Genomic DNA, 13,651 nt, shown 5'->3' on the forward strand with positions numbered 1-13,651 from the left:
CCTTTCGTTCAATTTTTATTTTCCAGCAATACTCATTTGTTCAATCAAAATTGAACCAGTTTGAATATTGGTACGGGTTTCGATATCATTACCGACAGCGATTATTTGACGATACATATCATTTAAATTACCCGCAATGGTAAACTCATTTATCGGATATTGGATCTGACCATTTTCAACCCAAAAACCAGTTGCGCCACGGGAATAATCGCCCGTAACCTGATTGACGCCTTGTCCCATGAGTGAAGTAATTACAATACCTCTATTCATTATTTTTAATAATTCATTAAAAGAATGTTGATTATTGTCAGTTTGCAAACGCCAATTATGAATACCACTTGCGTGTCCAGTACTTTTTAATGGCTGTTTTTGGGTAGATAATTTACGGGCTGAATAACTACTTAGTAAATAGGTTTGTAACACGCCATCAATGATAATATTTTGGTCATATGTTTTAATCCCATCCCCATCAAACGGTGCCGAACCCACTCCCTTTAATAAATGAGGTAATTCATGTATCGTTAGCCATTGAGGAAAAATTTGCTGACCGATTCGATCCAACAGAAAAGAGGACTTTTTGTAAATTGCCCCACCACTAATTGCTGACGCTAAATGCCCAATTAATCCAGTTGCCACTTCAGGACTAAATAAAATAGGCGTTTGCATGGTAGCAACTTGTCGTGAATCCAAATGAGCAACAGTTCTTTGTGCCGCCTCCATACCGACTAATTTTGCATCTTTAAGTGCCTGAATATCGCGCGAACTGGTATAAGCATAATTTCGTTCCATTTGACCATTTTTTTCACCTATTACACAGCAGGAAAGAGAATGGGAACTGGTGCGGTAGCTCTGTAACATCCCATAGCTGTTGCCATAAGCCCGAATATCATAACGACTACTAAAGTAACCACCATCACTCTCTTTAATATCATTACTATATGTTAATGCGGCTTGCTCTGCCATTGCAGCCTCTTCAAGTGCTCGTTCCACATTGAGATCACTCGGATGAAAAAGATCCAAATCAGGACAATCAAAAGCCATCTGTTCAGGATCACCTAATCCAGAAAAAGGATCGGATGAGGTATATTTCATAATATCAACAGCTATATTAATCGCTTGCTCGATTGATTTCACTGAGAGATCATTAGTCGAGGCGCTGCCTTTTCGATGATTTTGATATACCGTAATACCTAAAGCCCCGTCACTATTAAATTCAATATTTTCCGTTTCACCTTGGCGAGTACTAACATTAATACCTGTTGATTTATTTATAGCAACTTCCACCGCATCCACTTTAGTTTTTGCAATCGCTAGTGCTTGGGCTAATACCGCTTCAATATGTTTTTGTTCTTTATTACTATCTATAATAATTTGTGAGGTATTCATATATCTATCCAATATAATCTGTAACTGAATTTTATGATACGTTTATCAGTCAATAGAGTTATTCATTTATTTAATATCTGTTATTGTGCTAATGATACGTTATAATAACGCAGATTGATAATATTCAACGTGATATTTTTAATAAAATTTTATTTAAATTGCGAGTATAAATCTACTATATATCGCATTAACTTAACGACTGAATTTAAAGAAATTGTATGACACCATTTAAACAAGAAGACGCCTTATTACAAAATATTGATGATAACGATGAAGAGATCATCTATGTTAGTAAAAGTGAAATTAAACGTGATGCCGAAGCCCTAAAAAAACTAGGTGTTGAACTGACTCAACTAAGTAAAAACGAATTAGCGAAAATCCCGCTCGACGAAGATATGATTTATGCCATTGAATTGGCACAAAAAATTAAAAAAGAAGGTTATCGTCGCCAAATCCAGTATATTGGTAAATTGCTACGTAATCGTAATATCGAGCCGATCAGCCAAGCATTGGACAAATTAAAAAATCGCCATAATCAGCAAAATGCCCTTTTCCATAAACTTGAACAATTACGAGATGATTTAATCGAAAGTGGTAACGCTGAGCCAATTATGGCATTATACCCTTTAGCTGACCGCCAACAATTACGTCAATTAGCAAGAACCGCTAAGAAAGAACGCGACGACAACAAACCACCAAAATCAGCGCGCCAAATTTTTCAATATTTAAAAACACTTACAGAGAATGAATAAGACAAATTTGTTTTAAATAATAGTAAGCATTACGGCTTCAAACAATAGTAAAATTCATTTTTACCAACATCAAAATAACCCAAAGACATTTAAAAAAGCCTTTGGGTTTAATAATCTGCTAGGCAGGGTAAAGACTAACATGTCTGGCTAACTGCCTATACGGCAGTGAACTCGACTGATAAATTTTCGAAATCATCATCAGATTTCTAAACTGCCTATACGGCAGTGAACAAACTGGAATGTATTACGTATTGGTGATGCCGTTTCTAAACTGCCTATACGGCAGTGAACAACAGATTAACTTAAAATATTCTAATTTAAGTTTTCTAAACTGCCTATACGGCAGTGAACAATGCCCCCGTTCAAACCCTCCAGTACTAGCTTTTCTAAACTGTCTATACGGCAGTGAACAACACGCCATATCGTGGCTTTAGCGGTATACGTTTCTAAACTGCCTATACGGCAGTGAACGGGAGATAAATCGATAATATCCTCGGATCAATTTTCTAAACTGCCTATACGGCAGTGAACAAATTTTCAAATGAGGATATGTATTCGAATCATTTCTAAACTGCCTATACGGCAGTGAACGTAAGCTGTTCTGAGGATTCATTACTTCCGCTTTTCTAAACTGCCTATACGGCAGTGAACTATATATTTTTTCTGTTAACAGAAATTCAGTGTTTCTAAACTGCCTATACGGCAGTGAACTTAGCCCGCCAGCTTTTTAAGGTAGTATCAAATTTCTAAACTGCCTATACGGCAGTGAACAAACGTTCGGATATCGATTTATTACATCGTTATTTCTAAACTGCCTATACGGCAGTGAACCTGCGGAAACAGATGCTACAACTTCGGCTAAATTTCTAAACTGCCTATACGGCAGTGAACATTACGCTATTTATTAAAAAATATCAATTTTGTTTCTAAACTGCCTATACGGCAGTGAACCTTATTCTAAGTACAGTTTAGTCAATTCGGCTTTTCTAAACTGCCTATACGGCAGTGAACCAAAGGAAGAAGCCCAGCTTCTTCAGGCTCAATTTCTAAACTGCCTATACGGCAGTGAACTGTATTCACAATCTCCTTGTTTACCTTGAATGTTTCTAAACTGCCTATACGGCAGTGAACTTTAATAGCTGTTAATTGCACATTAGGCATTATTTCTAAACTGCCTATACGGCAGTGAACCATCAGAGACAACAGAACCGACCGCAGCTAAATTTCTAAACTGCCTATACGGCAGTGAACTGGAAATACTGCAAAATGAGCTTCTTTATAAGTTTCTAAACTGCCTATACGGCAGTGAACGAAATAAAATGCCCGAACACTTGGACACATTTTTTCTAAACTGCCTATACGGCAGTGAACTAGAACCAAACATACTATAAACCTTATTAACAAAAAGGCAAACTTGAAGTTGGAAGTAAAAAACCCTTTTTTTTAGAGCCTTTTTAACTTGTTGAATATATTTATATTTTAAATTAGCTAAAAAAAAAGGGTCTGGCAATTGCATTTTGTGGTGATTTATTTAATAAGCTTGGATGTCAGATATTGCTTACCGTAATATCAAAACCCGATACAACCTCAATTGTTTAAGAAACGCGTTTGTTATCTTTTTATTAACTCGCCGTTATAGTTAGCGTTTATTTACAGATTATTCTCTCAACTAGCAAGCTATCTTTTTTGACTTTAAAGCAATGGCAAAATTGCTATTATCAATGCTTAGACGATCCTAAGGTTTTAAAGCAATCCAACAAGTTCTCGGAATACCGCGTTGTGTTGCGCACGATAAAAAATCCTGATTTATTAATATTTATTCGATTCTGGCTAAGGATTTGCATAACATTTTTCAGGGAATGATATTAAGTATGTTTTTGTTAGAGTAACCGGTAAACTTGTTCTCGGTTCTCCCAATATTGTTTGGATTTGCACATTATTAGCGGTTATATCTAAATGTAATGGGAGTGCTAAATTCATTTGACAGATATTAAGATCCAGTTGTTTTTCTGTTAGAACGTGTCCGTTATTATCAGCCCAATGATAGGATAAATCAGAATAAATAATTATGTTATCATTAAAAGCATCCCCCCTAGCATCACTAATATGAGAGGTTACTGAGCTATTGAAATATTCTTTCACCAGAAATGAATTAAGCGATAAATCATCCTGAAAATATTGATAGTTTTCACTGCTAATATTACCAAATATCTCTGAATAATCTTTATTACCAATAGCAAAACCTAATCTTTTTTTGGCTTGCTCATAATCAACCTCTGTATTAGTTCCTTGAAGTATCCTAGCTGAAGTTTTAGAGAGATGGGCAAAGGCTATATTCATAATACAACATTGAAATATGATTAAACTTACTAAAATATACTGATATCTGAACCCAGATTTAAGGCTGCATATTATCATATTTTTATCCTTTTCTGCAGGCTAGCGCTATAACTAGTTATATTTTAAAGAAATATGTTTATTAGCTTAAATTCCAGACTGTGGTTCTCAGTTATTTTTATTATTTTAGATCAATCATAAGAAGAATTTTGTTTAATACGAGAAAATTATAGAATAATCCAATTCACTTTTAAAACTCTTTTTCTATCTTTTTGTAAATTTGAAAGTTATCCTAAAATAAAGATATTTTAATTGAGTTAAAAGGTCTGTTAAGACAGTTTTATCTCAGAAATTATCGATTGAACATCCTTTTCATTTCCCCTATCTGATTTAAGCTATTTTACTTTGCCCAAACCATTAAATTCCCAATTTTGACCACTCATAATCAGAATAAAACCTATTATTTAAATTCTCATATATTTCATTTTGTAATTTCGTTAATGTAGCGTCGGTTAATTTTAACAATTTAATTTGTACATTTAACGAAGGAATATTGTATGAATAATAAATATCTGAAACATCTTCCTTGGGTAATTGTTGCCCTTGTTGGAGCATGTTGCTTGGCCGTTGTCGCATTGCGCCGAGGTGAAACCATTAGCGCATTGTGGATTATTGCTGCAGCTGTATCGGTTTATTTAATCGCATATCGTTATTATAGCCTTTATATCACCAATAAAGTTATGGGATTAGATGCCACTCGAGCAACTCCTGCCGTCGTTAATAATGATGGTTTAAATTTCGTACCGACTAATAAGTATGTGTTATTTGGTCACCATTTTGCAGCCATCGCTGGTGCCGGTCCATTAGTAGGGCCTGTTTTAGCTGCACAAGTCGGTTATTTACCTGGCACCCTTTGGCTATTAGCCGGTGTGGTACTCGCTGGTGCAGTACAAGACTTTATGGTTTTATTCCTTTCTTCTCGCCGTAATGGATCATCATTGGGTGAAATGATTAAGCAAGAAATGGGGAAAATTCCTGGTACGATTGCTCTATTTGGCTGCTTCGTGATTATGCTGATTATTTTAGCAGTTTTAGCTTTAATTGTGGTTAAAGCACTTGCGGAAAGTCCATGGGGGGTATTTACTGTTTGTTCTACTGTACCTATCGCCTTATTTATGGGCATTTATATGCGCTATATCCGTCCAGGTAAAGTATTAGAAGTCTCAATTATTGGTATTGTTTTACTCGTTTTATCTATTTGGTTCGGAGGCGTGATTGCCCATGATCCATACTGGGGTCCTGCATTAACTTTTAAAGCAACGACTATTACGTTTGTATTAATTGGCTATGCCTTTATCTCTGCATTATTACCTGTTTGGTTGATTCTTGCACCACGAGATTATTTAGCAACTTTCTTAAAAATAGGTGTTATTGTCGGTCTTGCTGTTGGCATTATAATTCTTAATCCAGAATTAAAAATGCCAGCTATTACGCAATATATTGATGGATCCGGTCCAGTATGGAAGGGTGCATTAATGCCATTTTTATTTATCACCATTGCTTGTGGAGCAGTTTCTGGTTTCCATGCTTTGATTGCTTCAGGTACGACACCTAAATTATTAGCTAATGAACAAGATGCTCGTTTTATCGGTTATGGTGCGATGTTAATGGAATCATTTGTAGCAATTATGGCACTCGTTGCTGCATCAATCATTGAACCTGGATTATATTTTGCGATGAATACTCCGCCTTCTGGTTTAGGAATTACTATGCCAGATCTGCACAAATTAAGTGATCCACAAGTCGCTCCAGTTATTCTCGCACAATTAAAAGATGTGAGTGTTCATGCTGCTGCGACCGTGAGTTCTTGGGGATTCACAATTTCACCTGAGCAGATTTTGCAAACTGCTAAAGATATTGGCGAACCATCTGTATTAAATCGTGCTGGCGGCGCACCAACACTTGCTGTTGGAATTGCACATGTGTTCCATCAGGTGCTTCCGGGTGCCAATATGGGCTTTTGGTATCATTTTGGTATTTTATTTGAAGCATTATTTATTTTAACCGCGCTGGATGCTGGCACTCGCTCTGGTCGCTTTATGTTACAAGATTTACTTGGTAATTTTGTACCATTCTTGAAAAAAACCGATTCAATTATTGCTGGTGTGATTGGTACAGCCGGATGTGTTGGATTATGGGGTTATCTGCTTTATCAAGGCGTGGTAGATCCTCTTGGTGGCGTGAAAAGTTTATGGCCATTATTCGGAATTTCAAATCAAATGTTAGCAGCCGTTGCTTTAGTATTAGGTACTGTCGTACTAATCAAAATGAAACGTGCACAATATATTTGGGTTACCGTTATCCCTGCTATTTGGTTATTAATTTGTACCACTTGGGCACTTGGTCTAAAACTATTTAGCGATAATCCTCAATTAGAAGGCTTCCTATATTTAGCGAAAGAATATAATCGCCGTATTGCTGAAAATCCAAGCTTAACTGAAAAACAAATTAATAATATGCACCAAATCGTCATCAATAACTATACAAATGCTGGTTTAAGTATTTTATTCTTAGTTGTTGTTTATAGTATTATTTTTTATGGTATTCGAACTGCGATTAAAGTACGCAACAACAAAGAAAGAAGTGATAAAGAGACACCTTATGTTGCTGTACCAGAAGGTGGGGTTTCTACATCAATGTCGCATTAAAGGCCTATTAAAAACTTGGTGATATGAATTAATATTGTTTTAAAAAATGAATTCAATCAGGTTAGCGTAATTTAAAAAAGGGTTCAATAGAGCCCTTTTTTATTAAGAGATGATTAAAAAATCACCTTTCCTTGTGCTATTTCTAAACTGCCTACTCGGCAGTAAACAGCAGTTGAAAATGATAAAAAAGTTGGTGACTTTTCTAAACTGCCTACTCGGCAGTAAACATCAGATTATTAATGTCAATATGAAAAATATATTTCTAAACTGCCTACTCGGCAGTAAACTTTTTGATTTAAAACCCTTGATTAATTTTGTTTTTCTAAACTGCCTACTCGGCAGTAAACAAGGATGCGATTGATAAAAAGAAATCTTCTGATTTCTAAACTGCCTACTCGGCAGTAAACACAATATGTAGTAAATAACAATATTCCTCCGGTTTCTAAACTGCCTACTCGGCAGTAAACGATGTTGGCTTTTGCTTTACGTGCTGATGGATTTTCTAAACTGCCTACTCGGCAGTAAACAGCTGTGGCGTAAAAAAACTAATCAACCTGCGTTTCTAAACTGCCTACTCGGCAGTAAACTTTTGCAGCTAATAATCCCATTTCCTTCAAGCTTTCTAAACTGCCTACTCGGCAGTAAACTGACAATGAGCAAGCTAACTAAGGAAGCAAAATTTCTAAACTGCCTACTCGGCAGTAAACTAGAACACTACATACTATAAACCCTGTTTAGCAAAAGACAAACTGGAGTTTAGGCGTTTAAAACCCTTTTTTTTAACGGCTTTTTAACTTGTTGATTATATTTATTTTTTAATTTTGGTAAAAAAAAGGGGTTAGTAATTGTATGGTTGGCGGTATTTAACTATGAACAGCTAAGAAAATTTTTCACACAGGAATTTAATCATAAAAATGGTAGATATTGGCATAAAATTGTCATTACCATATAATATTTCATTTTATTATCGATAACGATAATTTATGAATTGCGCTTAGTTAATCCATCAAAATCACCATGATTAAAAGCTATTATAATTTAGCTATACACGATAACAAACCATTGTATAATACATCGAATTCTACGTTTTAATTAATCGCAGTAAAGGCAATTCAAAGATAATAAATGATTAGGAATGTGCTGTGTTATCTATTTACCAATTAAAGCCAAAGTTTCAAGCATTACTCCGTCCACTTACGACTAGTCTTTATCATGCCAAAATTACTGCTAATCAAGTTACGGTAGCTGGTTGTTTGGGATCAATTATTGTCGCATTAATTGTTGGTATGTTAGCAGCTTATCAGTGGATTTTTTGTCTTATCCCCATCTGGATGTTTATTCGAATGGCACTTAATGCCATTGATGGGATGTTAGCTCGTGAGTTTCAGCAAAAATCTGATCTTGGTGCTTATTTAAATGAAATTGGTGATGTAATTTCTGACATTGCATTAATGTTAGTTTTTATACAACTCGATGATGTCAATCATTACTTAGTTATAATGGTCGTTTTACTTGCATTTTTGAGCGAATATAGTGGCGTATTAGGCATCATGATTGGTGCATCAAGACGTTATGATGGTCCTATGGGAAAAAGCGATCGTGCTTTTGTCTTCGGTGCGATCTGTTTTGGGATTGCTATTCACCTTTTACCATTGGATTGGATCAATTCACTACTATGGATTATTAATATTCTACTTATTTATACGGTGATTAATCGAATCCGAAACGGCTTACGGCAAGCTAAAAAATAACAAGGAAAGAACATGCGCGAACAACAACAAAAAACCTTTATCAGTCATGATGGTTGTCGATTATTTTATCGATATTGGCCGGCAGTTGATAGCGATAATCATCCTTCCCGAGCTGTGGTATTATTTCACCGAGGACATGAACACTCGGGCCGCGTTGCACATCTTGCTGATGAACTAAATTTGCCCAATTATCAAATTTTTGCATGGGATGCTAGAGGCAATGGTCAATCTGAAGGTGAACGCGGTGATGCGCCTAATTTAGCAACCTTAATTAAAGATGCCAATTGTTTTATTGAACATATCAAGCAAGATTTTCATCTTGAAAATGAAGATATCGCAATTATAGCGCAAAGTGTTGGAGCAGTGATTGCTTCGGCATGGGTACATGATTATGTACCCAATATTCGAGCCTTAGTGTTGGGTTCACCAGCATTTCGTGTCAAACTTTATGTACCGCTAGCCATACCCGGCCTAAAGTTGCTCTATAACTTAAAAGGTAATTTTTTTGTTAATAGTTATGTAAAACCAAATCTACTGACTCATGATTCCGAACGAGCAGAATCATTTATTCAAGATCCGTTAATCACCAAGCCAATATCGGTTCGATTATTGTTGGATTTATATGCAGTGTCTGATCGCATTGTTAAAGATGCAAACGCAATTACTGTACCAACACAATTACTCTTATCTGGTTCTGATTACGTGGTAAGGCGAAAACCACAAAAGCAGTTTTATGAAAATTTGGGTACTCAGCAAAAAGAATTTCATGTATTACCGGGATTTTATCATGATACGTTTGGCGAAAAAGATCGTCTCATTGCGATCGAACGAGCTAGACGATTTATTCTCGGGTGCTTTGCAAATGCGCCTTATGTTCCATCGCAAGTAAATGCTGACTTAATCGGTTTTACCAAACAAGAAGCCGATATTCTAACTACACCAGTATCAGGTTGGTTTAAACCCTATTACTGGCGATTTATAAGAGCTACTTTAAAATATGCTAGCCAGAGTTCTGATGGTATTAAACTCGGGTTTGATACCGGATTTGATTCAGGAAGTACCCTAGATTATGTATATCGTAATCAACCATCTGGAAAGACTAAACTGGGGCAGTTCTTTGATTATATGTATCTGCAATCAATCGGTTGGCGCGGTATTCGTCAACGTAAAATTCACCTTGAAACACTATTAACACAAGCGATCAATCAATTACAGCAACAAAACAAAGCGGTAAATATAGTTGATATTGCAGCTGGACATGGTCGTTACATCCTTGAAACAATTAATCAATTAGCTAATAAACCGAATTCCGTATTATTGCGTGATTATAGTGATATCAATATTCGAGATGGACAGGCATTAATTGATCTTCTTGGTTTAACTAAACTTGTCCGTTTTGAAAAAGGTGATGCCTTTAATCGACAGCAGTTAGCGCGATTATCTCCGAACCCTACGCTAGCTGTCGTTTCAGGGTTATATGAGCTATTTAGTGAGAATGCATTATTACGTGAATCTTTATCAGGGTTATCTGATGCCATGCCTGAAGGCGGATATCTCATCTATACTAATCAACCATGGCATCCACAGTTAGAATTCATTGCGCGCGCATTAATCTCACATCGTGACGGTCAACCATGGATAATGCGTCGGCGAACCCAACTGGAAATCGATCAATTAGTGGCAGCGGCTGGATTTAAAAAAATTAGTATGTACATCGACCAATGGGGGATTTTCACGGTATCACTGGCTCAGCGGATTAACTAGTTGCTAAAACTATGCGAACGCTCAAATTTAAAAGATACCTCTTTTATAAATGTATCTGCTTAGGGGGATTGTCGGTATTCTTCTTTGCTAGTTATAACCTGGCTAATTGGTTTACCGCAAATCGATTAAATGTGGGGAGTTTCGTTTTCAGTTGGGAATCATCAATTCCTTTATGGCCTTGGACAATTATACCCTATTGGTCAATTGATTTAATGTATGGGCTGGCAATTCTGTTAGTTAATACTAAGCAATCATTAAAGACCCTTTGTCTACGGCTATTGTCTGCCCAAATAATTTGTGTGCTATGCTTTTTCATTTTTCCACTTAAATTCAGTTTTACACGACCACCACTTGATGGTTTTCTAGGCTTATGGTTTGATGTTTTAATGGGATTTGATAAACCTTTTAATCAAGCCCCTTCATTACATATTACTTTATTGGTGATTTTATGGCAGTTTTATACAAATTACCTTCGCTGCACGGTTGTACGCTATCTGTTAAATAGCTGGTGTTTTTTAATTGCTGTATCAGTATTAACAACATGGCAACATCATTTTTTTGATATCCCGACGGGACTTTGGGTGGGCTGTTTTTGTATTTGGCTATGGCCTGAACACGATTCATCACCATTAAAAAATAACCCATTCCCCAAGCATTATACTTGGGCAGGGATCTATTTTATCTTATTCTTATTATCATTAAGTTTAGCCATTTATTATAATAGCTGGGGACTTTGGTTGTTATGGTTGGCTGGAGCCTTTTACTTGGTATCACTTAATTATCTGCAAGTTGGCGCAATCGGTTTTCAAAAACAAGCAAACGGCCATTTTCATCTACCGATAACTATTTTATACCTCCCTTATTTTATGATAATGTGGTTAAATTCACGAATATGGACATTAAAAAATAATCCATTTGATTTAATTACTGATAACGTTTATCTCGGTAGAATCCCCGATAAAAAAACCTTACAAGCCAAAGCTTTTGCTTCAATTGTTGATTTATGTGCTGAACTGCCAATAACACAATTTAACGGTCAATATCGGTTAATCCCAGTACTGGATATGACACCGTTATCCATTGAACAATGCCAACAGGCAGCTCAAACAATAGAGCAGTATCACAATCAAGGAAGTGTATTAATCTGTTGTGCACTGGGTTATTCACGCAGTGCTACTGCTGTGGTTGCATGGTTGTTATTGACCGCACGGGCAACAACCGTTAAAGATGCGATTAACCAAGTAAAAGCATGTCGCAATACCGTAGTCATTTCTACTCAACAACAGCAAATTTTAGCTGATTGGCTTAATCAAATACTTCAAGGGAATCGATATGTTTAATTCAGAGGATACACAATTAACTGAAAATACCAGCCAAACCGCATTGGTTACTTTTAGTAGTTTACTGATAATAAGTCGGCAATTGGATATTATGTCACTAATGTTCACGATGATTGGATTATCGTTTGCCTTAATAGCAAGTTTGTCGGCAAGTTCTGCCATGTTAATCGTTGGTTATGTTGCTTGTTTTTTAATTGGATTGTTTAGTAAATATTACGCTTTACGAATCGCATTTGATAAAAAACTATTTGACTACTTAGCCACCAAGTTCGATCAACTCCCCAATACGCTAAAAGAGTTAGATGATACCTTAATACAATTAAAATTAATCAAATCCAAAATACAACCATCACGATCAATAACCGACCGTCAAATGGGTACTTTAATATTATTAAAAAAACAAATCATCACCTTGGTGATACAAACGATATTACTTAGTTGTATATCAATCATTGGTATAATACCTTTAAGCTAATTTATGTGATTAAAATCAACCTATATGTCATAAATATAAAAATTAGACTTTTAGATTATTTAGATAACATTGACGAAAACCACCTTTCAGCAATTTATTTACTGCCTATGCGGCAGTGAACAGGGTTGGCAATGGCATGAAAACAATCGCTGATTTCTAAACTGCCTATGCGGCAGTGAACTACAAGCACTGAGTTCAGTACTCAACAACAATTTTCTAAACTGCCTATGCGGCAGTGAACCAATATTTAACGGTATTGATTATCCTTACCTTTTTCTAAACTGCCTATGCGGCAGTGAACTCCGAGTGCGGCTCGTATCATTATCCGGAAGTTTTCTAAACTGCCTATGCGGCAGTGAACCACAGATTGAAAGTTATATCCCCGACCCTAAATTTCTAAACTGCCTATGCGGCAGTGAACAGTGAAATTAAAAGACAGGCACTTGCAGATCCTTTCTAAACTGCCTATGCGGCAGTGAACCGGGCGTTGGTGCTTTAGCGGCAATTTATGCATTTCTAAACTGCCTATGCGGCAGTGAACTCCTGTTATTCTTGAACCCATTTTTTACTCCTTTTCTAAACTGCCTATGCGGCAGTGAACTGTCTAAAGCTTTCTTTTTTTCTTCATCTTCTTTTCTAAACTGCCTATGCGGCAGTGAACATTTATTGTTAATAGAAATCTCAATAATCAATTTTCTAAACTGCCTATGCGGCAGTGAACGATGCTCGTTTCAGTCGTAAAGTAGGGATTGATTTCTAAACTGCCTATGCGGCAGTGAACTGGAGCTGTCTTTTTGCTCCCCCGTTGCGTTTTTTCTAAACTGCCTATGCGGCAGTGAACCACATCGAAAGTTTAAAATGTGAAATTAAAAATTTCTAAACTGCCTATGCGGCAGTGAACATTTAACTGATATGCGCGATCCATCACGTCGTTTTCTAAACTGCCTATGCGGCAGTGAACGATTGAAGGGTGGGGGATAAATCCTACTTCTTTTTCTAAACTGCCTATGCGGCAGTGAACGGCAAGTAGATGATTTTGGTAATGAGATCGCATTTCTAAACTGCCTATGCGGCAGTGAACTCAGGACCAATCTCAATGGCGCTTTAAACTCTTTTCTAAACTGCCTATGCGGCAGTG

8 protein-coding genes and 3 CRISPR repeat arrays (1 of these 11 cut by a window edge) are annotated in these 13,651 nt (G+C 36.4%); of the genes, 6 read left to right on the forward strand and 2 right to left on the reverse strand.

Features of this window, described 5'->3' with window-relative positions; translation table 11 throughout:
* Positions 1 to 15: 15 nt before the first annotated feature.
* Entirely contained in the window at positions 16 to 1,386 is a 1,371-nt protein-coding gene (pmbA, locus tag FcAc13_RS08440) for a metalloprotease PmbA (protein ID WP_187755781.1), read from the reverse strand.
* Positions 1,387 to 1,604: 218 nt separating this feature from the next.
* On the opposite strand from pmbA, the gene yjgA reads away from it, so the two are divergent.
* Complete coding sequence (gene yjgA / locus FcAc13_RS08445) at positions 1,605 to 2,138, forward strand: ribosome biogenesis factor YjgA (protein WP_187755782.1); 534 nt, start codon at positions 1,605 to 1,607, stop codon at positions 2,136 to 2,138.
* A gap of 143 nt (positions 2,139 to 2,281) precedes the next feature.
* Positions 2,282 to 3,509: a CRISPR direct-repeat array (repeat unit 28 nt; unit sequence TTTCTAAACTGCCTATACGGCAGTGAAC).
* A 459-nt stretch (positions 3,510 to 3,968) separates the two neighbouring features.
* Here the strand turns inward: yjgA and FcAc13_RS08450 are convergent.
* A complete protein-coding gene (locus tag FcAc13_RS08450) occupies positions 3,969 to 4,478 on the reverse strand; it encodes a hypothetical protein (protein ID WP_187755783.1) in 510 nt (169 codons plus the stop codon).
* 554 nt (positions 4,479 to 5,032) lie between these two features.
* On the opposite strand from FcAc13_RS08450, the gene FcAc13_RS08455 reads away from it, so the two are divergent.
* The 5 genes from FcAc13_RS08455 (at position 5,033) to FcAc13_RS08475 (ending at position 12,513) form a co-directional block, all read left to right on the forward strand.
* Positions 5,033 to 7,183 carry a carbon starvation CstA family protein gene (locus tag FcAc13_RS08455; RefSeq protein ID WP_187755784.1) on the forward strand — a complete coding sequence of 717 codons (2,151 nt, stop codon included), beginning with the start codon at positions 5,033 to 5,035 and terminating at the stop codon, positions 7,181 to 7,183.
* 139 nt (positions 7,184 to 7,322) lie between these two features.
* A CRISPR array of direct repeats spans positions 7,323 to 7,890; the repeat unit is 28 nt; unit sequence TTTCTAAACTGCCTACTCGGCAGTAAAC.
* Positions 7,891 to 8,325: 435 nt separating this feature from the next.
* A complete protein-coding gene (locus FcAc13_RS08460; RefSeq protein ID WP_187755785.1) occupies positions 8,326 to 8,934 on the forward strand; it encodes a CDP-alcohol phosphatidyltransferase family protein in 609 nt (202 codons plus the stop codon).
* Between the two features lie 12 nt (positions 8,935 to 8,946).
* The gene (locus tag FcAc13_RS08465; RefSeq protein WP_187755786.1) at positions 8,947 to 10,698 is read left to right on the forward strand and encodes a bifunctional alpha/beta hydrolase/class I SAM-dependent methyltransferase; all 1,752 of its coding nucleotides are present in this window, start codon (positions 8,947 to 8,949) and stop codon (positions 10,696 to 10,698) included.
* A gap of 11 nt (positions 10,699 to 10,709) precedes the next feature.
* A complete protein-coding gene (locus tag FcAc13_RS08470) occupies positions 10,710 to 12,038 on the forward strand; it encodes a phosphatase PAP2/dual specificity phosphatase family protein (protein ID WP_187755787.1) in 1,329 nt (442 codons plus the stop codon).
* Positions 12,031 to 12,513, forward strand: a complete 483-nt coding sequence (locus tag FcAc13_RS08475; RefSeq protein ID WP_187755788.1) for a hypothetical protein — start codon at positions 12,031 to 12,033, stop codon at positions 12,511 to 12,513. The genes FcAc13_RS08470 and FcAc13_RS08475 overlap by 8 nt, the downstream gene beginning before the upstream one ends.
* Positions 12,514 to 12,606: 93 nt before the next feature.
* Positions 12,607 to 13,651: a CRISPR direct-repeat array (repeat unit 28 nt; unit sequence TTTCTAAACTGCCTATGCGGCAGTGAAC); it runs 3 nt beyond the window's last position.

Origin of the sequence: Frischella japonica, from assembly GCF_014489845.1 — a bacterium.
In the GTDB taxonomy this organism is placed as follows: domain Bacteria; phylum Pseudomonadota; class Gammaproteobacteria; order Enterobacterales; family Orbaceae; genus Frischella; species Frischella japonica.

Coding starts and splice junctions, on each gene's coding strand:
- yjgA (WP_187755782.1), top strand. CDS start 1,605: ATGACACCATTTAAACAAGAAGACGCCTTATTACAAAATATTGATGAT.
- pmbA (WP_187755781.1), bottom strand. CDS start 1,386: ATGAATACCTCACAAATTATTATAGATAGTAATAAAGAACAAAAACAT.
- FcAc13_RS08455 (WP_187755784.1), top strand. CDS start 5,033: ATGAATAATAAATATCTGAAACATCTTCCTTGGGTAATTGTTGCCCTT.
- FcAc13_RS08475 (WP_187755788.1), top strand. CDS start 12,031: ATGTTTAATTCAGAGGATACACAATTAACTGAAAATACCAGCCAAACC.
- FcAc13_RS08465 (WP_187755786.1), top strand. CDS start 8,947: ATGCGCGAACAACAACAAAAAACCTTTATCAGTCATGATGGTTGTCGA.
- FcAc13_RS08450 (WP_187755783.1), bottom strand. CDS start 4,478: ATGAATATAGCCTTTGCCCATCTCTCTAAAACTTCAGCTAGGATACTT.
- FcAc13_RS08470 (WP_187755787.1), top strand. CDS start 10,710: ATGCGAACGCTCAAATTTAAAAGATACCTCTTTTATAAATGTATCTGC.